This is a genomic window from Streptomyces sp. NBC_01445, from assembly GCF_035918235.1.
In the GTDB taxonomy this organism is placed as follows: Bacteria; Actinomycetota; Actinomycetes; order Streptomycetales; family Streptomycetaceae; genus Streptomyces.
In genome coordinates this window covers 1,573,413-1,598,791 of record NZ_CP109485.1, presented here as the reverse complement: position 1 = coordinate 1,598,791, position 25,379 = coordinate 1,573,413, and the positions used below count along the sequence as shown (strand labels likewise).

Here is a 25,379-nt window from a genome sequence, read left to right as displayed (position 1 = left end):
TGGTCCCTCTTGACCGCTCGTGTCACCCCTGTGCGGGTCTTGTCATGAGTGTGTCGGAGCGGCTAACTTGCCGCTTCTGACCTGTGTCTGAGGGGGCTTCCATGGCCGTACGCGGTCGGCATCGCCGGTATCAGCCGAACCGGATCAACCGGGCGTCGCTCACCGTCACCGCGGGCAGCGCGGGTATGGCGATCCCTCTCATCGGGGCGGGTGTGGCGCACGCGGCCGACGCGAACACCTGGAACAAGGTCGCGGCCTGCGAGTCGAGCGGCAACTGGAGCGTCAACTCCGGCAACGGCTACTTCGGCGGGCTCCAGTTCACGCAGTCCACCTGGGAGGCCTACGGCGGCACCGCCTACGCCGCGCGCGCCGACCGCGCCACCAGGAGCCAGCAGATCGCCGTCGCCGAGAAGGTCCTCGACGGGCAGGGGCCCGGCGCCTGGCCGGTCTGCTCGGCCCGCGCGGGCCTCACCCGCGGCGGCGACACTCCGGGACCGCACACCGAAACCGTCAAGCAGAAGCCCCAGCGCACCGTCAAGGACGTCAAGCCCGAGGTCACGCCCCAGTCGACGGCGGGCACGGCCCAGATGTACACGGTGGTCGGCGGCGACACCCTCTCCGGCATCGCCGACGCCCGCGAAGTGCCCGGCGGCTGGCGGAAGTTGTACGAGGCGAACCGCCGCACCATCGGCTCGGACCCCGACTTCATCCTGCCCGGGCAGCGCATCGCCCTGCACCCGTCGACCAAGCCGCGCGACCCGGCCGCCCCGCAGAAGCGCGAACGGCCGGCCCAGAAGTCGGCCCAGAAGCACGACAAGAGCGACCAGAAACGGGAGACGGCGGCCCCCGCCAAGAAGACCGGCACGGCCACCGCCACCCGGCCCCGGACCGAGAAGCCCGCCGCGTCACACGACGTCACCGCTCCCGTCTCCGCGAGTCTCAGCACCCCGTACCGCGCGGCGGGTTCTTCCTGGTCGAAGGGCTACCACACGGGCGTCGACTTCGCCGTGTCCACCGGCACGACCGTCAAGGCCATCGCCTCCGGCCATGTCGTCTCCGCGGGCTGGGGCGGCTCGTACGGGTACGAGGTCGTGATCCGGCACGCCGACGGCAAGTACAGCCAGTACGGCCATCTCTCGGCGCTCAGCGTGAAGGCCGGGCAGCGGGTCGTGGGCGGTCAGCGCATCGCCCGCTCCGGTTCCACGGGCAACAGCACGGGCCCGCATCTGCACTTCGAGGTGCGGACGGGGCCCGGCTTCGGTTCGGACGTCGACCCGCTGGCGTATCTGCGGGCGCACGGCGTCAGGATTTGATGCGCTCGTCGCGGGGGCTGTGCCACTCGTCGTAGCGGCGGTCCTTGCCCTTGGTGCGGCCATGCGCATCGGCATCCCGCGCGGGCGCCTCGACGCGCCGCACCAGCGGCTCGCCGTCGGTGATCGCGCGCGGTGACTCGGTCACGGACTGGGCGGGCAACGCCGCGACGACCGGCTCGGTGGCCGTCCTGCGCGCCCCGCTGATCCGCTCCGTCGTCAGCAGGATCAGGCCGCCCGCGGCGACGACACCGCTCGCGAGGGCGAGGGCGGTGCCCGTCGTGCCGTATCGGAACGTTTCGCCGAAGAGCGTGAGGCCAACTGCCGCCGCGACCACCGGGTTCACGACGGTCACTGTGGCGAGCGGAGCCGCGAGGCCCGCGCCGCGGTACGAGGCCTGGGACAGGAGCATGCCGGACGTGGCGAGCGCCGCTATCACCAGGAAGCTCGAGAACTGGGCGAACGTCCCGTCCTCCGTCCACTCGACCGCCACGGACTTCGTGAACACGGACGCGATGCCGAACGCGACACCCGCCGCGCCCGCGAGCAGGACGCTGCGCACCACGGGGTGGCGGTGCACGGCGTGCGCGAGGGTCATCAGGGCGAGGACCGTGCCGGCCGTCGCGAGGGCGACCATCAGCCGCTCCGTGCCTTCGAGGGACTGCTCGGACGCCGACCCCGTGAGGGAGAGCAGACCGGCGAGACCCACCGCGGCCATGATCGCGCCCCGCCAGGCGGTGGCCCCGGCCTTGCGGTGCACGAAGAGAGCCGCCATCGGCAGCGCGAACACGATCGTCAGGGCGCCGAGGGGCTGCACGAGGCTGAGCGGCCCGTACGCCAGGGCGGCCACGTGCAGGAGTGCTCCCAGACCGTTGAGCGCGACCGCGCACCACCACACCGGGCGGCGCAGCGGCGCGTAAGCGTGCTCGGGCGTGGACACCGCGACGCGTTCCTGGAGGATCGCGCCGCCCGCGTACGCCACCGCGGAGACGAGGGAGAGCAGCACAGCCAGCGTGAGTGCACTCATCGGCCGCTCCTCACTGTGCGGCGGCGCATCCCGTGGTGCGGCGAACGGTCGGTTTCCATGCCTCTACGATCTCTCTTTCCGGTGCTCGCGTCGTCGTACCTGAGCACGCATTGGGTCCTACTGCCGATGGAGTACGACCCGCCCCGGGGCCTCCACCCGGTGGGGGACACGGGGTGCACCCCACCCGTGACCTGCGGACGCCTACTTGCTGTACTGAGGCCGTGACAGTCCACATCGACCTGCGCGAACTCGGTTCCCTCGGCGGATTCTTCGCTCTGTGCGACACCAAGGACGCGGAGGGTGACCCACCGGCGCTGGGGCGCGTCTATCAGAGCGACGCACCGGTCCGCGACCCTCTCACGTACCGCGTCGAGAAGGTCGCGCGGGCACTCTCCGTGCCCGAACCGCGCGTCGCGGTGTCCGTCGCCCAACTCGGCCTCGCGGCGCGCCTTTGGTCGGTGACGCTCGGCAGTGCGGCCCTCTTCGGGCGCGTCCCGGACCTCGACCCCGCGCTGCTGCACTGGAACCCCGACGCCAGTGCGCCGGACGACCTGTTCCTCGCCGGTACGGGGCAGCTCCCCGCCGACAGCGCGCACCTCGCGGAGCTCGTGCTGGATCGCCACCTGGAGCCGCTGTCGGCCGCCCTGCGTGCCCGCTACCGTGTCTCGGCCCCGCTGCTGCGCGGCAACGCGGGGTCCGCGCTCGCCGGTGCCGCCCGCGAGATCAGCCGCTGGGCGCGCCGCGCCGGGCGCCCCGACGTCGCCGCCCGCGCCCGCCTCCTGACCACGGAACTCTTCGCGGACCCCCGCCTCGCCGCGACCGGCACCCGCACCGGCACCGCTTTCCGCCGCACGAGCTGCTGCCTCATCTACCGTGCCCCCGGCGGCGGTCTCTGCGGCGACTGCTGCTTCGAGCGGCCGCCGCAGCACTCTTCCCCACCGGCCGCTTCTGGGTGACCATGAAGGTGCGCGGCCGGGCACGCTACGGACGACGGGGGTTCTGCATGAGAGTGGGGCTGCTGACCCGGGAGTACCCGCCGGACGTCTATGGCGGCGCGGGCGTCCATGTCGAGTTCCTCGCAAGGGAGTTACGCCCCCTCGTCGACCTCGACGTCCACACGTGGGGCGAGGGCGGTTCCGAGGGGCTGCGGCGCCACCGCGCGTGGCAGGCCCTCGACGGGGCGAACGACGCCCTGCGCACCTTCTCCGTGGACCTGTCCATCGCCGCCGCGCTCGAAGGCCGCGAACTCGTCCACTCCCACACCTGGTACGCCAATCTGGCGGGTCACATAGGCAAGTTGCTCCACGGCATCCCGCACATCGTGACCGCGCACTCGCTCGAGCCCCTGCGCCCCTGGAAGGCCGAGCAACTCGGCGGCGGATACGCCCTGTCGGGCTGGGCCGAGCGCACCGCCGTCGAGGCGGCCGACGCGGTCATCGCGGTTTCGGGAGCCATGCGCGACGACATCCTCGCCTGCTATCCGGCGATCGACCCGGCGAAGGTCCGCGTCGTCCACAACGGCATCGACTCCGCCCTCTACCGTCCCGACCCCGCCACGGACGTCCTCGCCCGCATCGGCATCGACCAGAACCGCCCGTACGTGGTCTTCGTCGGACGCATCACACGGCAGAAGGGCGTGCCCCATCTCCTCAGGGCGGCGAAGGAGTTGGACCCGTCGGCGCAGCTGATCCTGTGCGCCGGAGCGCCCGACACCCCGGCCATCGGGCGTGAATTCCGCACCCTCGTGGACGAGTTGCGTGCGCTGCGGGACGGCGTCCACTGGATTCCGCAGATGCTGCCCCGTACCGATGTGGTCCAACTTCTCACCCACGCACGGGCGTTCGTCTGCCCGTCGGTGTACGAACCCCTCGGCATCGTGAACCTGGAGGCGATGGCGTGCGGAACCGCCGTCGTGGCCTCCGCCGTCGGAGGCATCCCCGAGGTCGTCGCCGACGGGACGACCGGGCTCCTCGTGCCCTACGAGGAGCGCGACCCGCAGGCGTTCGAGAGCGGGCTCGCGCAGGCCCTGAACCGGCTGGTGGGTGACCCCGACGAGGCGGCCCGCATGGGCGCCGCCGGCCGGGAGCGCTCGGAGCGCGAGTTCGGTTGGGACACCGTGGCCCGCCGCACGGCCGACGTGTACGACGAGATCCTCAACACGACGCAGCCGGTCAAGATGGCGTAACAGACGGGCAAGACGGGGCAGTTCCTCGAAGCGATATAGATCCTCAAGGTGAAGCTGGGGGCTGGGATGCGCGGTGGACCTTCGGTGCTCGGGATCGTACTGGCGGGCGGGGAGGGCAAGCGCCTGCTGCCACTCACCGCCGACCGGGCGAAACCGGCGGTCACCTTCGGCGGCACGTACCGCCTCGTCGACTTCGTCCTGTCCAACCTGGTCAACGCGGACATCCTGCGTATCTGCGTCCTGACCCAGTACAAGTCGCACTCGCTCGACCGGCACGTCACGACGACCTGGCGCATGTCGAGCCTGCTCGGCAACTACGTCACGCCCGTCCCGGCCCAGCAGCGCCTCGGCCCGCGCTGGTACCTCGGCAGCGCGGACGCCATCCTCCAGTCCCTGAACCTGGTCCACGACGAACAGCCCGACTACATAGCGGTGTTCGGCGCCGACCACGTCTACCGCATGGACCCGCGCCAGATGCTCCAGCAGCACATCGAGAGCGGCGCGGGCGTCACGGTCGCCGGCATCCGCGTACCCCGCGCGGACGCCTCGGCGTTCGGGATCATCACGCCGGCCGGTGACGGGACGCGCGTGGACCGCTTCCTCGAGAAGCCGGCCGACCCGCCCGGCATCCCCGGCTCCCCGCACCAGGTCTTCGCCTCCATGGGCAACTACGTCTTCACCACGAAGACCCTCATCGACGCGTTGCAGCAGGACTCCGAGATGCCCAACTCCGTTCATGACATGGGCGGTTCGATCCTGCCGATGCTCACCGAACGCGGCGTCGCCCAGCTCTACGACTTCGACGGCAACCACGTCCCCGGCGAGACGCCCCACGAGCACGGCTACTGGCGCGACGTCGGCACCCTCGACGCGTACTACGAGGCCCACCTCGACCTGCTCTCGGACAAGCCCGCCTTCAACCTCGACAACCGGCGCTGGCCCATCTACACGCACCCCGGGCAGCTGCCGCCCGCCAAGTTCTGCGCGGGCGGCATCGCGGGCCAGTCGATCGTCAGCCCGGGCTGCGTCATCCGCGGCCAGGTCACCCGCTCCGTCCTCTCTCCGGGTGTCACCGTCGAGGAGGGCGCCGTCGTCCAGGGCTCGGTCCTGCACGACAACGTCCGGATCGGCAGGGGCGCCGTGGTGCGCGGAGCCGTGCTCGACAAGAACGTGGACGTCCCGCCGGGGGCGACCATCGGCGTCAACCCGGAGCGGGACGCCGAGCTGTACACGGTGTCGAAGGGCGGGGTGATCGCACTGGGGAAGGGCCGACAGGTCGTGGTCTGACCGTTCCTGCCCCTCGTCGGCGGGTGCCCTGTGCCGTGTCTCGTCCGCAGGCTCCCGCTGCCGTGTCCCTTGACGAGTACACGCACGCGCCAGAAGAATGACCGCGCTGCGAATTGACAACGTTGTCTAGTACTCGAGGAGGCGGTCTCGCCATGAGATGGACCCAACGGCTGCGCGGAGCGGGGACGGCGGTGGCGGCGGCCGCGCTCCTGGGCGGGGCGCTCGCCGTGCCGTCGGCCCAGGCGGCCGTGTCCGACGAGGGCCGGCTCACCGATCTGGTCAACCCGTTCATCGGCACCGAGAACGAGGGCAACACCTACCCGGGCGCCGCTGTGCCCTTCGGCATGGTGCAGTTCTCGCCCGACACGGGCCACAACACGGGTTACGACTACTCCGAGAACCACATCCGGGGCTTCTCCACCGTGCATCTGTCCGGGGTCGGCTGCGGCCTCGGCGGCGATCTGCCCGTGCTGCCCACGACCGGCGACATCACGTCGACCGACTACGCCAAGTACGCGGCCGAGTTCAGTCACGACAACGAGAAGGCCAGCCCCGGCTCGTACAAGGTCGGTCTGAACACGGGCATCGAGGCCGAGCTGACCGCGACCAAGCGGACCGGCGTCCAGCGCTACACCTTCCCCGCCACCGACAAGGCCAACGTCCTCATCAACGCAGGCCAGTCGCTGCACAAGACCCTGAACACCAAGGTCGAGATCCTCGACAACCGCACCGTCCGCACGGCCATCACCGGCAGCGGCTTCTGCCAGGACACGAAGCCGTACACGGTGTACACGATCACCCGCTTCGACCGGCCGTTCACGACGTCGGGCACCTGGAAGGGCGACGCGGTCACCGAGGGCTCCAAGGAGTCGACGGCCGGCGGCGAACGCAGCGGCGCGTTCGTGCGCTTCGACACCTCCAAGGACCGCAGCGTCGAGGCGACCACGGCGATCTCGTACGTCGACGCGAAGGGCGCGGCGCTCAACCTCCGTTCCGAGGGCGGCCGTTCGTACGACCGTGTCGAGCACGCCGCGCAGGCCGCGTGGGAGGACCGGCTCGACGACGTCAAGGCGCAGGGCGGCAGCGACACGCTCCGCCGCACCTTCTACTCCTCCCTGTACCGTTCGTTCCTCGCGCCGAACGTCGGCAGCGATGTCGACGGCCGCTACACCGGCTGGGACCAGAAGATCCACCGCGCCAAGGGCTACACGTACTACCAGAACTGGTCCCTCTGGGACACCTACCGCACGCAGGCGCAGCTCCTGTCACTGCTCGCGCCGCGCGAGTCCCGCGACATGGCGATCTCCGTCATCAAGATCGACGAGGAGAGCGGCTGGCTGCCCAAGTGGGGCTACGGCACGGTCGAGACGAACATCATGACGGGTGACCCGGTCACTCCGTTCCTGACGAACGCCTATCAGCAGGGTCTGCTCAAGGGGTATGAGGAGCAGGCGTACCGCGCGCTGAAGAAGAACGCCGACGGGGTTCCGCCCGCCGACTCCGCGCCGGTCGGCCGCGAGGCCAACAAGGAGTACATCGCGGACGGCTTCGCGCCGTACATCAAGGACCGCGCGCATGTGAAGCCGGGCGACTCCGACTACGACCACGGCGCCTCCGCGACCCTGGAGTACGCGCTGTCCGACGCGATGCTCGGGCAGATGGCGAAGGACCTGGGCCACAAGGACGACGCGGCGCGGTACACACAGCGGGCGCAGAACTACCGGAAGATCTTCGACAGTTCGACCGGCTTCTTCCGGGCGCGGGACGCGGCGGGCACCTTCACGGGCCCGGCCGACCCCGCCAAGAGCGAGGGCTTCCACGAGGGCACGTCCTGGCAGTACCAGTGGCTCGTCCCGCAGGACCTGCCCGGGATGGTCGGCCTGATCGGCGGCACCAAGCCGGCCAACGACCGCCTCGACTCGTTCTTCGCGTACGACCAGCTGGTGCAGGACCCCGCGAAGACCGCCCGCGAGGTGTGGGTGAACGGTCCGTACGACTACTACAACGCGGACAAGTACAACCCGCAGAACGAGCCCGACCTGATCGCGCCCTACACGTACCTCTCGACCGGTCAGCCCTGGAAGACGACCGACGTCGTGCACGCCGCGCTCACGCTCTTCACGGACGCCCCGACCGGCATGACCGGAAACGACGACCTCGGGACGATGTCCGCCTGGAACGTCCTGTCGTCGATCGGAATCTTCCCGGTCCAGCCCGGCACGGACACCTGGGGCCTGTCGACCCCGGTCTTCGAGCGGGTGGACGTGACCCTCGACCGGCGCTACTACCCGAAGGGCCGCCTCACGGTGAAGGCACCGGGGACGTCTGACTCGGCGCGGTACATCCAGTCGGCGCAGACCGACGGGACCGCTTTGAGGAAGACGTATCTGACGACGGACGACATCCGCGGGCTGCGGGAGCTGTCCTTCACGGTCGGCGGCAAGCCCTCCACCTGGGGAACCTCCGCCGAAGCGGCGCCGCCGGCGCTGAAGTAACGGCACCGCACGCCCCACCAGCACCACGAGACCCGCCCCTTCATCGAGGGGGCGGGTCTTAATCTGTTGTTTACTGTGTGTAGCTTGATCGTACTTGACCGTAATCACTGGAGAGCGGTTGACTGCTTTCCCCCGACGTCGACGCGAGAGCGGCCTCCGTGAACTCTCAGCAGTCCCAGCACTCTCGGCCCGCGCCGAGCCCGGACCTCCTCGCGCCACTCGACCTGGCCTTCTGGAACATCGAGTCCGCCGAACACCCGATGCACCTGGGCGCGTTGGGGGTGTTCGCCGCGGGCTCGCCGGGCGACGTCCAGCACGCGGTGGAGCTGCTCGCCGCCCGCGCCCCCGCGGTCCCCGGCCTGCGCATGCGCATCCAGGGGGTACGGATCCCCGTCGGCGGCGCGGCACGCGTGCCCGTATCCGACTTCGACCCGCTCGACCACGTACGGCTGGGCGAGCCCACCGCGGACTTCCACGCCGCGGCCGGCGCCCTGATGGAGCGGCCGCTCGACCGGGCGAGGCCCCCGTGGGAGGCACATGTCCTGCCGGGCGCGGACGGTACCTCGTTCGCCGTCCTGTTCAAGTTCCACCACGCGCTGGCCGACGGGCTGCGGGCGCTGACGCTCGCCGCCGGGGTGATGGACCCGATGGACCTGCCCGTCTCGCGGACGGCGCCCGCCGTCGCGGCGCCCCGCGGGTTCCGGCTGCCGTTCCCCGGCATGCGCGACCTGCGGCTCGGCGACCTCGACCCGCGCAAGCTGCCCGGCCTCCTCCGGGAGGGCGCCTCCAGTGCCGTCACGGCGCTCGACATCGGCACCTCCGTCGTCCGCGCCACCTGGGACGTGCACACCTCGCCCGCCTTCTCCTCGAACGCCACGGGCACCCGCAGCACCGAGGGCGTCGTCCTCGAACTCGACGATGTGCACCGGGTCCGCAAGACGGTCGGCGGCACCGTCAACGACGTCCTCATCGCCGTCGTCGCCGGGGCCCTGCGGCGCTGGCTCGACGAGCGCGGCAACGGCAGCGAAGGGGTACGTCCGCGGGCCCTGATCCCCGTCTCGCGGCGCCGCCCTCGCACGGCCCACCCCCAGGGCAACCGGCTCTCCGGCTACCTGGTGAAGCTGCCGGTCGACGAGCGGGACCCGCTCGCCCGGCTGCGCGCGGTCCGTACGGCCATGGACCACAACAAGGACGCGGGCCCGCAGCGCGGCGCCGGCGCCGTGGCCCTGCTCGCGGACCATGTGCCGCCGCTCGGTCACATGATCGGCGGGCCCGTCGTCGCCCAGGCGGCCCGGCTCCTGTTCGACATCCTCGTCACGAGCGTGCCGCTGCCGAGCCTCGGCCTGCGGCTCGGCGGCTGCCCGCTCACCGAGGTCTACCCCCTCGCGCCACTGGCCCAGGGACAGTCCCTCGCGGTCGCGGTGTCCACGTACCGGGGGCGTGTCCACTACGGCCTGGTCGCCGACGCGGCCGCGGTCCCCGACCTGGACGTACTCGCGACCGGCATCCGCGAGGAACTCGCGGCCCTGGTGCGCGTGTGCGAGACGGTGCGGGGGACGGCCTGACGGGGGGCGGTCCGTCCTGACGGGGGAGGGGGCGGGCCGCGCCCTACGGCCGTACGGGATCAAGGTCAAGGACCGGCGTTCCCGGGAGGGCCCGGGAGCGGGATAAACTGCCCACTTGGCGGAATGTCGACAGCAGGTTGTAAGGTTCCGCCTTTTGGGAGTATCCGCGGTCACTCACAGCACGCCGCGGTCCGAGTGACGCGAGGAACGCAGCGGCGATGACGATGACAGAGGACAGCCCGACGGGCGCCACCGAAGCCATGGTGGTGTCGCAGGAGTCGTTCGGCCCCGGGATCGACCCCGAGCGGCTTGCCGTCTGCCTGAGCGTGCTCGACGAACTCGACAAGCTGGATGTGGACCACCCCGACGCGATCCAGGTCAGGCGCGCCACGGCCGGTGTCTACCGGACCGTGAAGCAGCGCCGCCGCCAGGAGCGCCGCGCCGCGAAGACCGCCCACGACAAGGCCGTCACCGAGGCGACCGCGACCGGCTCCGCCGAGCGCATCGACGACGAGACCGAGGGCCTTCTGCCGTCCTCGCAGGTCGAGGAGGGCAAGCTGGCGGGGATACTCCAGCGTCCCCGCTCCTGCTACACCTGCAAGGCCCGGTACGTGGAAGTCGACTACTTCTACCACCAGCTCTGTCCCGAGTGCGCCGCCGTGAACCGCGCCAAGCGCGACATCCGCGCCGACCTCTCCGGCAAGCGCGCCCTGCTCACCGGCGGCCGCGCCAAGATCGGCATGTACATCGCGCTGCGCCTGCTGCGTGACGGCGCGCACACGACGATCACGACGCGCTTCCCCAAGGACGCCATCCGCCGCTTCAAGGCGATGGACGACTCGGCGGACTGGATGGACCGCCTGGAGGTCGTCGGCATCGACCTGCGGGACCCGGCCCAGGCCGTGGCGCTTGCCGAGCAGGTCGCCGAGCAGGGCCCGCTGGACATCCTCATCAACAACGCGACGCAGACCGTACGCCGGCTGCCCTCCGCGTACGCGGCCCTCGTCGAGGGCGAGAGCGCCCCGCTGCCGGCCGGTGAGCTCCCCGCCCACCACGTCATCGGCGCGTTCAACTCCGGCGCGGTCGACGGTCTGACCGCGCTGCCCGCCGGTATCTCCGGCCTGGACGCCCAGAAGGTGGCCGATCTCGCCCTGGTCGCCGGCAACGCAAGCGTCGCCCGGCATCGCGACGGCAGCGCCATCGACGCGGGCGGCCTCGTCCCCGACGTCGTCGACAGCAACACGTGGGTGCAGACGATCGAGCAGATCTCCCCGGTGGAGCTCCTCGAGACCCAGCTGTGCAACTACACGGCGCCGTTCATCCTGATCAGCGCGCTGCGCCCGGCGATGGCCGACGCCGCGAAGAAGGCGTCCAGCGGACGCGCGTACGTCGTGAACGTCTCGGCGATGGAGGGCGTCTTCGGCCGCGGCTACAAGGGCGCGGGGCACCCGAACACGAACGCCGCGAAGGCCGCCATGAACATGGTGACGCGGACCAGCGCCCAGGAGATGTTCCAGACCGACGGCATCCTCATGACCTCGGTCGACACGGGCTGGATCACCGACGAGCGCCCGCACTACGACAAGCTGCGCCTCGCCGACGAGGGCTTCCACGCCCCCCTCGACCTGATCGACGGCGCGGCCCGCGTCTACGACCCGGTCGTCCGGGGCGAGGCCGGCGAAGACCTGTACGGCGTCTTCATGAAGGACTACGCGCCCGGCAAGTGGTAGTGCCCTAGCGAGTGTCCGGCAGCCGGTGGCGGAGCTGCTGGTGGACGGAATCGGTCAGGTCCGGCGACGCGGCCCTGACCCGGGTTCCGCCGTCCACCAGGAGGTCGGCGCCCGTCACCCAGGCCGCCTCGTCCGACACCAGCCAGCGCACCGCCCGGGCCACGTCCTGCGGCTCCCCGATCCGGCCCAGCGGCAGCCCCGCCGCCACGGACTCCTCGGCGTGCTCCCACACGAAGCGCGCCATCTCCGTGCGCACGAGCCCGGGCGATACGGAGTTGACCCGCACCAACGGAGCCAGTTCGCCCGCGAGTTGCTGCGTCAGATGCAGCAGCGCCGCCTTGCTCGTCCCGTAGGCGCCCACGCGCGGGCCGACGTGTCCGGCGCCCTCGGTGCAGATGTTCACCACGGCCCCGCCGTGCTCCGACATCCAGGCCCGCCAGGCGCACTGCACGAGCCGCAGCGGCGCCTCCACGTTGACTGTGAACGCCTCGCGCCAGACCTCCGGATCCGCCTCCATCAGCGGTCCGTACGGTTCATTGGTCGCGGCGTTGTTCACCAGGATGTCGAGCCGGCCGAACGCGTCGAGGGCCCGCTCCGTCAGTTCCCACAGATGCGCGGGGTCGGCGACGGACCCCGCCAGTCCCGTGGCTTCGGCGCCGCTCTCCGTCAGCGCGGCGACGGTCTCACGGACCCCGTCCGGATCGCGCGCCGTCACACACACCCGCGCCCCGGCCGCCGCGAGCGCCACGGCGACGGCCCGGCCGATGCCCCGCGACCCCCCGGTCACGACGGCCACCCTGCCTTCCAGCGAGAGCTCCGAAGTCATGGGGCGTACGGTCTCATGACGGGGCGTCAGTCCGACATGTCAACTACGTAGCGATGGTGTGAAGTTGGTGGAATGGAACCCCTGCGCGACCAGCTCCACCACGGGCCGCCAGTCCTCCATGACCCCCGCGTCGAGGCCCACGACCTTGCCCGCGTCGTCCGCCTGACGCAGCGTCACCGCATCGTCGGCCAGCGGGTCATGGGCGAACACCGCCGCCTCCTCGGGCGACATCGGCCCGCCCTGCGTCTCCAGCGTCAGCGCGCTCTGCGGCGAGAGGCCGCGCGCCGGATCCGATGTCGCCAGGTAGCGCTTGGCCGGGACGTGCAGCTGCACAAGACGGGCGACCCGCTCCCCGAGCAGCCCCCGCACGGCGGCCGCCGCCGTGTCGGCGTGGCCCGCGTCGTCGCCCGGGCGCAGCAGGTGGCCTATGTCGTGGACGAGCCCCGCGAGCTGGAGCTCCTTGTCGCTGGGGTGGCCGCGGCGCAGGAGCGCGGCGGTCTGCAGCGCGTGGTCGTGCAGGTCGACGGGGTCGCCGCTGCGGTCGGGGGTGTCCCACGCGCCGCGGCAGGCGTGCAGAAGATCCATCAGCTCGTCGACGCTGCGCAGCTCGACCCGTGTCATGTGTGACTCCTCCCTGGGACCCGTAAGCCGGTGTTCCGGCAGGACACCATGGCCATCTTTCGCCGGGGACAACAGGACATTAACGGCGCGTCCGGACCGGCTATAAGCTGACCGCGGACGGTGATCTTCACTGCCGGCGCGCGGCACTGGGCCGAGGAGGAGACGGGCACGGATGACAGGCGGGCAGTCCCCGGCGGCGGACGAACCTAGTGATCCGGACCTCGGCCCGCGCGTGCCGGCCCGGCGGCGCGCGGCCCTGCGGGTACAGGGCCCGATCGTGGCGGTCGTCTCGCTCGGCGGCGCCGTGGGTGCCTGCGCCCGCTACGGCGCCGCGCTCCTGTGGCCCACCTCGCCCGGCGCCTTCCCGTGGACGACGATGTGGGTGAACGCGCTCGGCTGTTTCGTGATCGGCGTGTTCATGGTGATCATCAGCGATGTGTGGGCGGCGCACCGCCTGGTGCGGCCGTTCTTCGGCACCGGCGTCCTGGGCGGCTTCACCACGTTCTCCACGTACGCGGTGGACATCCAGCAGCTGGTGGACGCCGGCCGGGTCCGTACGGGCCTGGTCTATCTCGCGGCGACGCTCCTGGCGGCGCTCGCCGCGGTCGGGCTCGGGGTGGCGCTGACGCGCCGCGTACTGGTGTGGAGGAAGCGATGACGCGACTGACCGGCCGTGCCCTGCGACTGACGGTCTTCGTCGGTGAGAACCACACCTGGCGCCGCAAGCCTCTGTACAGCGAGATCGTGCACCGGGCGCACAAGGCGGGCCTCGCGGGGGCGAGCGTCTTCCGCGGCATCGAGGGGTTCGGGGCGTCGTCCCTGATCCACACCTCGCGGCTGCTCTCGCTCAGCGAGGACCTGCCCATGGCCGTCGTGATCGTCGACACCGAGGAACGGGTCAGGGCGTTCCTGCCGGAGCTGGACGAGCTGGTGTCACAGGGCCTGGTCGTCCTCGACGACTGCGAGGTCATCCGGTACGTGGGCCTGGAGAACGGCGGAACGCGGGCGTGAACTGGCTCCTCGTGATCGCCGGCGCGATGGTCGGCGCACCGCTGCGCTATCTCACCGACCGGGCCGTGCAGACCCGCCACGACAGCGTCTTCCCGTGGGGGACGTTCACGGTGAACGCCTGCGGCAGCCTCGTGCTCGGCCTGCTGACCGGCGCCGTCGCCGCGGGCGCCGCCTCGTCGCAGGTGCAGCTGCTCATCGGCACGGGCCTGTGCGGGGCCCTGACGACGTACTCGACGTTCTCGTACGAGACGCTCCGGCTCGGGGAGGACGGGGCGCGGCTCTTCGCCGTGGCCAACGTGGTCGCGAGTCTCGCCGTCGGCCTTGGCGCCGCCTTCGCGGGAGTCGCGCTCGCCGACGCCCTCTGGGGGCAGGCCTAAAAAAATGGGGCGCGAAACCCTGAACGCCCCGCCTGTCACGTCCGTACCCTCCCGTACCAACAAGTAGCTCGCCCCCGAGGCGAGTTGACGCCGGTATCGGGAGGATTGCTTGCGACGCATCAACGGGACCGCGCTCATCTTCGCCGCCCTGGTCGCCACCCTGGGCGCGCTCGCCTTTCCGATCTGGTCGTACGCCGACCGCTCGGGCACCGGGGCGGCCAATCTGAACGCGGGCAGCGTGGCCACCCAATGGGGTCCCCTGTCGGCCACCGACCGGGACTTCCTGGTCAAGGTGCGGCTCGCCGGGCTCTGGGAGATACCGGCCGGCCAGCAGGCCATGGAGCGGGCGCCGACGCAGGCGATCAGGATGGCGGGCGACCACCTCGTCGTCGGCCACACCGACCTCGACAAGCGCGTCCGCTCGGTCGCGGGCCGGCTCGGCGTCGAGCTGCCGAACCAGCCCAACCCGCAGCAGCAGGGCTGGCTCAACCAGCTGACCGCCGCGAGCGGCAAGGACTACGAGAACAAGTTCGCCAACCTGCTGCGCGACTCCCACGGCAAGGTCTTCGCGCTGATCGCCCAGGTCCGCCACACCACCCGCAACACCCTCGTCCGCGAGCTCGCCACCGACGCCAACCAGACCGTCCTCGACCACATCACCATGCTGGAGAACACGGGCGACGTGGACTTCGACGCCATCGCGAACGAGGCCGCGGGCACCGCCACCGCCAGCCCCACCGGACCGCCGCCCCCGGGAGGCGTGCTGCCGCCCGCTCCGCCCCCCGCCGAGCCCTCCGGTTCGCCGTATGTGACGTCCCAGCCGTCGGCGGAGCCGACCGACGATCCGGGGCGATCGATCAACACGGACCGGCCGGACCCCACGTAGTCGTCACCCAGTCGGGTGTGAGGTCGCCGGTGGCCGAATGAATCCCCGGCGACCCCCGGCCGTCTCCCTGGTTTCGGCCCCATCGAGCGGGGTCCTGCTCATATGGGTACTCTGTCTCTAGCCGACGGACAGCACAACGTGGTCCTACCAGCACCCGTGGTTCGTCGCGGGACGGCCCGATCCCGGGCCGCCCAAGCAGGAAACCGGCGCCACCGCGCCCGAACCGGTATCGAAACCAGCCCGACCGGGCGCCGGACGCCCGACGGGAACGCCGGGCGGGGCGCGCCGGACAGGGTTACCCGACACACAAGGAGTGCGCGGTGACACCAGAGAAGACGAATCGCGAGCAGCGCCCCCGAGAACGCACGGAGCGCGCGGGGCGGCGGCCCGAGAAGCTGGGCAGCCTCGACGTGTGGGCCCGCTCGGCCCCGATCAGGCTCGCGGGCTACGAGGACGACCTCGCGGAGCCCCACATCCTGCCGAGCGTGGACTGACCGGCCCCAGCCCCGTAACCGCCTCCGACCGGCCGCGTGCCAGACTCACGTACATGCTGATCAGGGACGCAGAGGACAAGGACTGGGCGCAGATCTGGCCGTTCTGGCGGCAGATCGTCGGATCCCGCGAGACGTACGCCTGGGACCCGGACACCCCCGAGGCGCTGGCCCGGACCCTGTGGATGGGTCCGGGTAAGCGCGTGTACGTGGCCGAGGCGGACGGCGTTGTCGTCGGCTCGGCCTACGTCGCGCCGAACTACGGCGGTCCCGCCGCCGGCATCGCGAACGCGGGCTTCATGGTCGACCCCACCCAGGGCGGCCGCGGCATCGGCCGCGCCCTCGCCGAGCACGTACTGGAGCGCGCGAAGGCCGACGGCTACCGTGCCATGGTGTTCAACGCGGTCGTCGAGACCAACCCCGCCGTCGGCCTCTGGACCTCCCTCGGTTTCACGATCCTGGGCACGGTCCCGGACGCGTACGAGCACGCCCGGCACGGCCGGGTGGGGCTGCACATCATGTACCGCGCGCTGTGACGCGCCGGCCCCCGACGGCGCCAGGTCCCCGGAGACCGGCTTCGCGCCTTCTTCGCACCCGCTGACAGACGGCCGTTTTCGGACATTCAATGCGGATGCCCGCTGACGGCCCGACGTCGATGAGCGGTCATCGGATCACTCTCTCAACTCCCGCCTCTGCGCGGCCCATTGACGCGCCCACGGACCCCTACCATCATCAGACCTCCGATGAATGCCCAGCCTTGAGCCGCATCAGGGAGTGCTGAGTATGAGTTCGTACCCAAGACGCCAGGTCCTCGGGACGGCCGCGGCCGTAGCAGCCGCGGCCGCGGTACCGCTCGCCGCCGCCGGACCGGCCGCCGCGTCCGACGCGACGGCCACCGCCCGGACCGCGTCCGCGGACGCCGTCTGGGGGCCCGTCCCCGACCCGGTGCCCGTTCCGCTCGACGCCCTCTTCGACAACGACGGTGTCGACACCGCGGACGCCCGCGGAGGCGACTTCGACGGCAGCGGCTACACCTTCCCCGGCGAGGAACTCCCCGCGGGGCCTGTCCAAGTCGACGGGATCGCCTACGTCTTCCCGTCGTCGGCGGCGGGCGCGAAGAACAATGTCGTGGCCATGGGCCAGCGCGTCGAGCTGCCCAAGGGCCGCTATCTGTCCGCCCTGTTCCTCACCGCGGGCAGCTACGGCAACGCGTCCGGCAGCGCCACCGTCCACTACGCCGACGGCTCCACCGCGAGCGCCGGACTCGGCGGCGCCGACTGGTACGCGGCAGGCGGTCCGCTCTCCGCCGCCTACCGCTACAAGCCGGACGGCACGAAGGACACCGCCCGCGTAGGCATAGGTACCAGCGAGATCCCCCTCGACGCGCAGCGCGAGGCCGTCGCGATCACGCTGCCGAAGCTGAACCCGGCCGAGGCGAACAAGACCGCACTGCACGTCTTCGCGCTCTCGCTCCAGCCGGCCGCGCAGGGCCGGGCGCTGGCGCTGCGCGACGCGCACTCCACGTTCTCGCTCCTGGAGTCCACCGGCGCGCAGAGCGTCGAGGCGACCGTCGTGAACGCGGGCACCGTCGGCATCGTCACCGCCGACGCCCTCACCGTCAGCGTCGACGTGCCCGGCGCGCGCACCGTCGAGCCCGCCCGCGTCACCCGCCTCGCCCCCGGTGAGCAGGCCCGCGTCCGCGTCGGCATCCGCAACCGCGCGGGCACAGCGCCCGGCACGGTCCAGGACGGCAAGGTCGTCGCCACCGGGCGCGGACACCAGGCCGCCGCCAGCACCAGGAAACTCACGCTCGGCGTCCCCGACTACCAGCCGACCGATGCGTCGCTCTCCGGACACCAGGCCCCGTACTGGTTCCACTCCGCGAAGTTCGGCATCTTCATCCACTGGGGCGTCTACTCCGTGCCCGCGTGGGCGCCGGTCGGCAAGCAGTACGCCGAGTGGTACTGGGACCAGATGCAGGACCCGAACAACCCGACGTACGCCCACCACAAGGCCACGTACGGCGAGGACTTCGCGTACGACGACTTCATCCCGATGTTCACCGCGAAGAAGTGGGACCCGCGCGCGTGGGTCGAGCTGTTCCGGGACGCGGGCGCCCAGTACCACGTCCTCACGTCCAAGCACCACGAGGGCTTCGCCCTCTGGGACACCAAGCTGTCGGACCGCAACTCCGTGAAGATGGGCCCCAAGCGGGACATCATCAAGGAGCTCTTCGACGCGTCCCGCCGCTACACGCCCGAGCTGCACCGCGGCCTGTACTTCTCGATGCCCGAGTGGTTCAACCCGGACAACCCGTGGATGGGGCACGCCCCGCGCAACCCGTACACCCTGGAGCCCGTCCCCTACACCGGCTACACGTCCGGCAAGGACTACGTGAAGGGCTTCCAGGCCCCGCAGATGCTGGAACTGATCCACGACTACGACCCGCAGCTCCTGTGGTGCGACATCGGCGGCGTCAACGACTCGCACAACGTCCTCGCCGAGTTCTTCAACCACGGCAAGAACCGCCCGAAGCCGTACGAGGTCGCCGTCAACAACCGCTCCGGGATCGGCTTCCACGACTTCACGACGCCCGAGTACACGACGTACGACAACACCGTCGTCGCCAAGTGGGAGTCGAGCCGCGGCCTCGACCCGTACAGCTACGGCTACAACGCCGAGACGCCCGACGACCGCTACATGACGACCGAGGAGGTCGTGCACAGCCTCGTCGACATCGTGTCGAAGAACGGCAACTTCCTCCTCGACATCGGGCCGCGCGCCGACGGCACCATCCCGGAGATCATGCAGACCCGGCTGCGCGAGACGGGCCACTGGCTCAAGATCAACGGCGAGGCCATCTACGACACCACGTACTGGTCGCGGATGGCGCAACTCGGCGAGGACCTGCGGTTCACGGTCAGGCCGAACAAGGCGTTCTACATCCACTCGCTCGCCGAGCCGGGCGCGACACTCACGGTCGAGGCCGCGGTGCCGGTCAGGGCCGGGGACAAGGTCATGATGCTCGGCTACGACCGTCCGCTGAACTGGCGTACCACGGGCGGGTCGTTCGTCGTGGACGTGCCGGCGGCGGCACGCGCGGCGGGCGAGCACGTGTGGGTGTTCAAGGTGGAGTGGAAGGGCTGAGACGCGACGGGGTGAACCCGTGAAGGAGCGGCGGCGGGCGGGTCGGGGGTCCGTCCGCCGCCCGTCGTGCGTTCGGTAGCTCAGTCCTCTGATTCATCCGATGAGTTTTGCGAGATGTCCAAGTGATTGCAGGGAACGATCCATTGACACCCTCTCCGGAGGGCTTGAATCATCGGACCTCATGACGGATCCGAGCTCCAAGATCGCGCCCCGGCGGCGCAGACACCGACTGATCGGCACCGTAGCGGCGTTCCTCCTGCTTGCGGCACCGGCCCCCCTGGCGCGGGCGGCACCCCAGGACCCTATGCCCCGGACCCTGCCGAGCCTCACCAACTGGACGCCAGGGCAAGGTACTTACTCCTACGGTCCCGGCGCCCGCCTGGTCGCGCACGACGCCGCCTCGCGCCGCGTCGCCGCCACCCTCGCCGATGATCTGCACGCCGCGGGCAAGGGCACCGTGCCGGTCACCGGCGGTCCGTCCCGTGCCGGCGACATCGTGGTCGATGTGGAGCCGTCACGGAGCGGATCCCTGGGCGCCGAGGGCTACGAACTCCGCGCCGCACAGCGACTCGAGATCACCGGAGCGGCCGAGGCCGGAGCCTTCTACGGCACCCGCACCCTCCTCCAGCTGCTCGCCCAGGGCGACCAGGTGCCGGCCGGACGCACCGTCGACGTGCCCCGGTACAAGGAACGCGGCGTCGGCGTCTGCGCCTGCTACGTGCACATCTCCACGGACTGGATGGAGAACCTGGTGCGCGACATGGCGTACCACAAGCTCAACCAGCTGCTCGTCGAGCTGAAGGTGAAGAGCGACCGGCACCCTGAGGCCAACACCTGGGGTTACTACACCAAGAGCGAGATCCGCCGCCTCGTCGCGCTCGGCGAGAAGTACCACGTCACCATCGTTCCGGAGATCAACTCCCCGGGTCACATGGACCCTTGGATCGAGAACCGCCCCGACCTCCAGCTCACCGACTCCGACGGCAAGCCGCAGCCGTCCCGCCTCGACATCACCGCACCCGCGGCCTTTGACTACTACAAGAGCCTCATCGACGAGTACGGCGAGGTGTTCCCCGCCAAGTGGTGGCACATGGGCGCCGACGAGTACATGCTCGGTTCGGACTTCGCCAAGTACCCGCAGATCGACGCGTACGCGAAGAAGAAGTACGGCGAGAACGCCACGCCCCAGGACGCGTTCATCGACTTCGTCAACCGTGTCGATGCGTACGCCGCGAGCAAGGGCAAGCGGCTGCGCATCTGGAACGACGGCCTGACCGGCGCCAACACCGTCCCGGTGACGGCCGGCACGACCATCGAGCACTGGCTCGGCGTCAAGGTGAAGCCCAGCGAGCTGATCGCACAGGGCTACCCCGTGATGAACGCCGCCTACGCCCTCTACCTCGTGCGCGGCGGCTTCCACACCGACACGCAGAAGCTCTACGACGAGCAGTGGGATCCGCGCAGCTTCGAGGGCGAGAAGCTCGCCTCCCGCGACGGCATCACCGGCGCCAAGATCAGCCTGTGGCCCGACAACGGGCGGGGCGAGACGGAGAACGAGGTCGCCGGTGCGGCCCGGCTGCCCCTGAGCCACATCGCGCAGGCGACATGGGGCGACCCGCACCCCGACGCGACGTACGCCGGCTTCACCGCACGGGCCGAGGCCGTCGGCCGGGCACCGGGACAGCGCGACCTGACACGGCCGCCCGTCGCCGACGGCACGTACACCCTCGCCGACACGCGCCACCACACTCAGGCGGCCGGCTTCGAGCTCACCCGCACCCCGGACGGCTATCTCACCCTCAAGTCCACCGCGACCGGGAGCTGCCTGGAGACCCGCAGCGGTAGGCTCACCCTCAACGTGCCGCTGCAGCCCGGTTCGGCGGTCACGCAGGAGACCTGCGACGCGAAGAGCACCCTTCAGCGCTGGCAGGTGTCCCGCGCCGGCGGCGGCTACGTGCTCACCAACGCCGTCACGCGCATGACGCTCGACGCGACGTCCGACGGACGTCTCGTGCAGAACCCGCCCGACCAGCAGACCCCGACCATCTGGACGCTGACCCAGCGCTGAACCGGCGCTGTCCCGAAGGGATCCCACCCGCAGATGACCGTCAGCAGACGACTCTTCATGGCCGCCGCCGTGACCACGGCCGTGGCCGCGTCGAGCAACTCCCTCGCCCTGGCCGCCCCGGCAGCGACCCGCACCACGGCGGAAGAACCCCACTACCGCATCCCCATCAGCTCCGCGGACTCCCCGGAGGAACTGGTCGCCAAGGCCTCCCGGGTCCGCCCGACGAAGCGTCAGATCGCCTGGCAGGGACTGGAGAAGACCGCCTTCCTGCACTTCGGCGTGAACACCTTCACCGGCCTCGAATGGGGCACCGGCGACGAGGACCCCAATGTCTTCCAGCCGACCGGGCTCGACACCGATCAGTGGGCACGCGCCCTGCGCGACGGCGGCTTCAAGCTCGCCATCCTCACGGTCAAGCACCACGACGGGTTCGTCCTCTACCCGTCCCGCTACACCAGACACAGTGTCGCGTCGAGCAGTTGGCGCGGAGGACAGGGCGACGTGCTGCGCTCCTTCGCCGGCTCCATGCGCAAGTACGGGATCAAGGTCGGTGTCTACATCTCGCCCGCCGACGAGAACCAGTACCTCGACGGCGTCTACGCCAACGGCAGCAAGCGTTCCGCCCGCACCATCCCCACACTCGTCGACGGCGACGACCGGGCCGGTGACAGCCCGCGCACGTTCACGCTCGACGCGACCGACTACGGCGCCCACATGCTCAACCAGCTCTACGAGGTGCTCACCGAGTACGGGCCCGTCGACGAGGTGTGGTTCGACGGCGCGCAGGGCCGCATCCCGCCGGAGAAGGTCGAGACGTACGACTGGGACAGCTGGTACGCGGTGATCCGCGCGCTCGCCCCCGGCGCCACCATGGCCGTGCGCGGACCCGACGTGCGCTGGGTGGGCAACGAGGGCGGACTGGCGCGCGAGGACGAGTGGAGCGTCGTCCCGGTCAAGGACTCGGGCAACGGAAGCGTCGACTACGCCCTGCGGTACGACGCGCCGGACCAGGGCAGCCGTGACGCGCTCGCGCAGTCCCGCTCCGTGGCCCAGTACCTCCAGTGGTGGCCCGCCGAGTGCGACGTGTCCATCAGGCCCGGCTGGTTCTACCACGCGGACCAACAGCCCAAGAGCGTCGACCAGTTGGCCGATATCTGGTTCCGGTCGGTGGGCCGCAACTCCGTGCTCCTGCTCAACATCCCGCCGGACACGGACGGCCTGCTGCCCGCGGCGGACGTGGCACGGCTCAAGGAGTTCCGCGAGCGCATCGACCGCGAACTGCCCGAGGACCTGGCGGACGGCGCCCGCGTGCGCGACGACGGCGAGGGCATCCGTACCGTCGATCTGCGCACGGCCAGGGAGGTCGACCGGATCCGGCTCGCCGAGGACATCCGGCACGGGCAGCAGGTGGAGCAGTTCGTCGTGGAGGCGAAGTCCGGCGGCGCCTGGACCGAGGTGGCGCGGGCAGGCACGATCGGCGCCAGCCGCGTCCTGGTCCTGCCGGCGCCGGTGACGGCCCGCGAGTGGCGCCTGCGGATCACGCAGACCCGCACCGGCCCGCACATCGCACGGTTCGGGCTCTACCGCTCCCGGGTCTGAGCCGGGAGACGGGGCGTGGGGTGGCCCGCCGGGCGCGGGCCACCCCACGCGTGCGAGGATCGGCCGCAATCGGTCCAGTGTGTGTACGAGGCGGAACCATGACTGCGGAAGACGTGACCCCGAAGGCCTGCTGCGCCGCGCGCCGTGAAGGCGGCGGCGAGTCGCAGCCCGTGCGCCTCGCCCCGACGGCCCGTCGCGCCTCGGGAAAGGGCATGGCGACCCTGCCCGGCGGCACGTTCCGCATGGGCAACGAGGACGACCGCGCCAACCCCGGCGACGGCGAGGGACCGGTCCGTGAGGTCACCGTCGGTGCCTTCCGGATCGACGAACACGCCGTCACCAACGCCCAGTTCGCCACCTTCGTCAAGGACACCGGCTTCGTCACCGCCGCCGAGCAGTTCGGCTGGTCGTACGTCTTCGCCGGGTTCCTCGACCCCCGCCTCGCCCGCGCGACGCCCGCCCCCGCCGGCACCCCCTGGTGGCGGGGCGTAGAGGGGGCGACCTGGCGCGCTCCGGAGGGCCCCGGGTCCGGGATCGGGGACCGGTCGCGGCACCCCGTGATCCACGTCAGCTGGGACGACGCGAGCGCCTACGCCGCCTGGGCCGGGAAGCGGCTGCCCACCGAGGCGGAGTGGGAGTACGCGGCCCGCGGCGGCCTCGACCAGGCCCGCTACCCGTGGGGCGACGAGCTGACCCCGCGCGGCCACTGGCGCTGCAACATCTGGCAGGGCGAGTTCCCCGTCGTGAACACGGGCGAGGACGGGCACACCGGCACGGCCCCCGTCGACGCTTACCGGCCCAACGCGTACGGCCTCCACAACACCGTCGGCAACGTGTGGGAGTGGGTCGCCGACCGCTTCACCACCGACCACCCGGCGGCCCCGCTCACTGATCCGCGAGGCCCCGCCGAGGGCGACACCCGCGTGATGCGCGGCGGCTCCTACATGTGCCACGACTCGTACTGCAATCGCTACCGCGTGGCCGCGCGCACCGCCAACACACCGGACTCCAGCAGCGGGAACTGCGGATTCCGGTGCGCGGCGGACATGTAGCGGCGCGTCACCCGGCGGCGTACACCCGCTCGCCCCCGACGAACGTCTCCAGGACGCGCGTCGCTCCGATCTCCTGAGTGGGCGCCGCGAACGGGTCGCGGTCGAGGACCACCAGGTCGGCGAGGCGCCCCGGCGTGATCGAGCCGGTGACGTCGTCCAGGTGGTTCACGTATGCGCTGCCCGCCGTGTACGCCGTGAGCGCCGCGTCCAGGCCGATCCGCTGCTCCGGCAGGAACACCGGGGTGCCGGGCGCCGCGTCGGGCAGGACGCGGTTGACCGCGACATGGATGGCCTCGATCGGGTCCGGGCTGCTCACCGGCCAGTCACTGCCCGCCGCGAGCGTCGCCCCCGCACGCTGGAGATCACCGAACGGGTACTGCCACGCGCTGCGCTCGGGACCGAGGAACGGGATCGTCAGCTCGTCCATCTGCGGCTCGTGCGCCGCCCACAGCGCCTGCATGTTCGCCGTCGCGCCCAGCTCCCTGAACCGGCCGATGTCGTCGGGGTGCACCACCTGGAGATGGGCGAGGTGCGGGCGGGTGTCGGTGCGCCCGTTGGCGCGGCGCGCCGCCTCGACCGCGTCGAGCGCCTCGCGCACGGCCCGGTCGCCGAGGGCGTGGAAGTGCACCTGGAAGCCGCGCGCGTCCAGCTCGGTCACGTACTTCTGCAGGTCGAGCGGCGGGACGAAGCTGATGCCGCTGTTGTCGGAGGCGCAGCCGCAGCCGTCCAGGTAGGGGCCGAGGAGGGCCGCCGTGCCGTTCTCGGCCACGCCGTCCTGCATGATCTTCACCGTCGTGCAGCGCAGCCGCCCGCGCGTGCCGGCCGCGCGCCGCGCCACCAGCTCGTCGATCTGCTCGGTGCCGCGTGCGCGGTCCCACCACAGCGAGCCGACGACCCGCGCGGTGAGGCGCCCGTCCCCGGCGGTCGTGAGATACGCGTCGGTGGGGTCGGTGAGGTTGGCGTGCTCGCCGAGGAGGGCGTCCTGCCACGCGGTGACGCCGAGGGAGTGCATCAGCTCCTGGGCCCGCAGCAGGCCCGTGATCCTCTGCTCCAGGGTGACGGGCGGCAGCAGCCGTCCGATCAGGTTCGCCGCGCCCTCCTGGAGCATGCCGGTCGGCGCCCCGCCGGCGTCGCGCTCGATGCGGCCGTCGGACGGGTCGGCCATGCGGGCGTCGATCCCGGCGGCCTGAAGGGCACGGGAGTTGACCCAGGCGCCGTGGTGGTCGCGGTTGACGAGGTAGGCCGGGCGGTCGGGCACGAGGGCGTCGAGCTCGGCGGCCGTGGGCAGGCCGCCGGGAAACGCCTCCATCGACCAGCCGCCGCCGGTGATCCACTCCATGTCGGGGTGCGCCCGCGCGTATGCGGCGATACGGCTCCGGTACTCGTCGAGGGTCGTCGCGCCGCTCAGGTCGCACTGGCCGAGCTCCATGCCGCCGCCGACCGGATGCGCGTGCGCGTCCTGGAACCCGGGGATGAGCAACTTGCCCTTCAGGTCCACCACTTCGGTGGCCGGGCCGATGAGTTCGCATACCTCGTCGTGGCCCACGGCGACGATCCGCTCGCCGCGGACGGCCACCGAGGTCGCGCGCGACCGGGCGGGGGAGAGGGTGTGGACCGGGCCGCCGGTGAAGACGAGATCGGCGGGGGCGGTGTCGGGCATGGGACGTGACTCCTTGGGGTGCGGGGACGGGTCGGTTGGTGC

The 25,379-nt window shown here is 71.2% G+C and carries 21 protein-coding genes; 17 read left to right on the top strand and 4 right to left on the bottom strand.

Translation table 11 applies throughout. The features are described from left to right. Window positions 1-101: 101 nt before the first annotated feature. Window positions 102-1,313: a transglycosylase family protein gene (locus tag OG574_RS07525; protein WP_326772462.1), complete on the top strand. Its 1,212-nt coding sequence runs from the start codon at window positions 102-104 to the stop codon at window positions 1,311-1,313. Here OG574_RS07525 and OG574_RS07520 read toward each other — a convergent pair. Continuing rightward, window positions 1,303-2,337, bottom strand: coding sequence for a DMT family transporter (locus tag OG574_RS07520; RefSeq protein WP_326772461.1), 1,035 nt, complete (start codon window positions 2,335-2,337; stop codon window positions 1,303-1,305). The genes OG574_RS07525 and OG574_RS07520 overlap by 11 nt on opposite strands. A gap of 221 nt (window positions 2,338-2,558) precedes the next feature. Here OG574_RS07520 and OG574_RS07515 point away from each other — a divergent pair, with 221 nt between their 5' ends. From OG574_RS07515 to OG574_RS07490, 6 genes are all read left to right on the top strand, one after another. Continuing rightward, window positions 2,559-3,293, top strand: coding sequence for a (2Fe-2S)-binding protein (locus OG574_RS07515; RefSeq protein ID WP_398376636.1), 735 nt, complete (start codon window positions 2,559-2,561; stop codon window positions 3,291-3,293). 47 nt (window positions 3,294-3,340) lie between these two features. Beyond that, complete coding sequence (gene glgA / locus OG574_RS07510; RefSeq protein WP_326772460.1) at window positions 3,341-4,522, top strand: glycogen synthase; 1,182 nt, start codon at window positions 3,341-3,343, stop codon at window positions 4,520-4,522. Window positions 4,523-4,588: 66 nt separating this feature from the next. Continuing rightward, a complete protein-coding gene (glgC, locus tag OG574_RS07505) occupies window positions 4,589-5,809 on the top strand; it encodes a glucose-1-phosphate adenylyltransferase (RefSeq protein ID WP_100592945.1) in 1,221 nt (406 codons plus the stop codon). Window positions 5,810-5,961: 152 nt separating this feature from the next. Next, a complete protein-coding gene (locus tag OG574_RS07500; RefSeq protein WP_326772459.1) occupies window positions 5,962-8,304 on the top strand; it encodes a GH92 family glycosyl hydrolase in 2,343 nt (780 codons plus the stop codon). A gap of 158 nt (window positions 8,305-8,462) precedes the next feature. Continuing rightward, a complete protein-coding gene (locus OG574_RS07495) occupies window positions 8,463-9,869 on the top strand; it encodes a wax ester/triacylglycerol synthase family O-acyltransferase (RefSeq protein WP_326772458.1) in 1,407 nt (468 codons plus the stop codon). A 218-nt stretch (window positions 9,870-10,087) separates the two neighbouring features. Continuing rightward, a complete protein-coding gene (locus tag OG574_RS07490) occupies window positions 10,088-11,599 on the top strand; it encodes an SDR family NAD(P)-dependent oxidoreductase (protein WP_326772457.1) in 1,512 nt (503 codons plus the stop codon). Window positions 11,600-11,603: 4 nt separating this feature from the next. On the opposite strand, the gene OG574_RS07485 is transcribed toward OG574_RS07490, so the two are convergent. Both OG574_RS07485 and OG574_RS07480 read right to left on the bottom strand, forming a co-directional pair. Next, entirely contained in the window at window positions 11,604-12,425 is an 822-nt protein-coding gene (locus OG574_RS07485; protein ID WP_326772456.1) for an SDR family oxidoreductase, read from the bottom strand. Window positions 12,426-12,464: 39 nt separating this feature from the next. After that, the gene (locus OG574_RS07480) at window positions 12,465-13,046 is read right to left on the bottom strand and encodes an inositol oxygenase family protein (RefSeq protein WP_326772455.1); all 582 of its coding nucleotides are present in this window, start codon (window positions 13,044-13,046) and stop codon (window positions 12,465-12,467) included. 172 nt (window positions 13,047-13,218) lie between these two features. Here OG574_RS07480 and crcB (OG574_RS07475) point away from each other — a divergent pair, with 172 nt between their 5' ends. From crcB (OG574_RS07475) to OG574_RS07430, 10 genes are all read left to right on the top strand, one after another. Then, window positions 13,219-13,704, top strand: a complete 486-nt coding sequence (crcB, locus tag OG574_RS07475) for a fluoride efflux transporter CrcB (RefSeq protein WP_326772454.1) — start codon at window positions 13,219-13,221, stop codon at window positions 13,702-13,704. Next, complete coding sequence (locus OG574_RS07470) at window positions 13,701-14,057, top strand: DUF190 domain-containing protein (protein ID WP_326772453.1); 357 nt, start codon at window positions 13,701-13,703, stop codon at window positions 14,055-14,057. Before crcB (OG574_RS07475) ends, OG574_RS07470 begins: the two co-directional genes overlap by 4 nt. Next, window positions 14,054-14,434 (top strand): fluoride efflux transporter CrcB, encoded by a 381-nt coding sequence (gene crcB / locus OG574_RS07465; protein ID WP_326772452.1) that lies wholly within the window; start codon window positions 14,054-14,056, stop codon window positions 14,432-14,434. The genes OG574_RS07470 and crcB (OG574_RS07465) overlap by 4 nt, the downstream gene beginning before the upstream one ends. Before the next feature lie 109 nt (window positions 14,435-14,543). Further along, entirely contained in the window at window positions 14,544-15,320 is a 777-nt protein-coding gene (locus tag OG574_RS07460) for a DUF4142 domain-containing protein (protein ID WP_100592954.1), read from the top strand. 320 nt (window positions 15,321-15,640) lie between these two features. Then, window positions 15,641-15,814: a hypothetical protein gene (locus OG574_RS07455; RefSeq protein WP_100592955.1), complete on the top strand. Its 174-nt coding sequence runs from the start codon at window positions 15,641-15,643 to the stop codon at window positions 15,812-15,814. 53 nt (window positions 15,815-15,867) lie between these two features. Continuing rightward, window positions 15,868-16,347 carry a GNAT family N-acetyltransferase gene (locus OG574_RS07450; protein ID WP_326772451.1) on the top strand — a complete coding sequence of 160 codons (480 nt, stop codon included), beginning with the start codon at window positions 15,868-15,870 and terminating at the stop codon, window positions 16,345-16,347. Window positions 16,348-16,594: 247 nt separating this feature from the next. Continuing rightward, the gene (locus OG574_RS07445) at window positions 16,595-18,958 is read left to right on the top strand and encodes an alpha-L-fucosidase (RefSeq protein WP_326772450.1); all 2,364 of its coding nucleotides are present in this window, start codon (window positions 16,595-16,597) and stop codon (window positions 18,956-18,958) included. A gap of 181 nt (window positions 18,959-19,139) precedes the next feature. Then, the gene (locus tag OG574_RS07440) at window positions 19,140-21,026 is read left to right on the top strand and encodes a family 20 glycosylhydrolase (protein ID WP_326772449.1); all 1,887 of its coding nucleotides are present in this window, start codon (window positions 19,140-19,142) and stop codon (window positions 21,024-21,026) included. Between the two features lie 33 nt (window positions 21,027-21,059). Beyond that, a complete protein-coding gene (locus OG574_RS07435) occupies window positions 21,060-22,625 on the top strand; it encodes an alpha-L-fucosidase (RefSeq protein WP_326772448.1) in 1,566 nt (521 codons plus the stop codon). A 98-nt stretch (window positions 22,626-22,723) separates the two neighbouring features. Continuing rightward, window positions 22,724-23,677 (top strand): formylglycine-generating enzyme family protein, encoded by a 954-nt coding sequence (locus tag OG574_RS07430; protein ID WP_442816796.1) that lies wholly within the window; start codon window positions 22,724-22,726, stop codon window positions 23,675-23,677. A gap of 7 nt (window positions 23,678-23,684) precedes the next feature. Here the strand turns inward: OG574_RS07430 and OG574_RS07425 are convergent, their stop codons facing one another. Next, entirely contained in the window at window positions 23,685-25,337 is a 1,653-nt protein-coding gene (locus OG574_RS07425) for an amidohydrolase (RefSeq protein ID WP_326772447.1), read from the bottom strand. Between the last annotated feature and the right edge of the window lie 42 nt (window positions 25,338-25,379).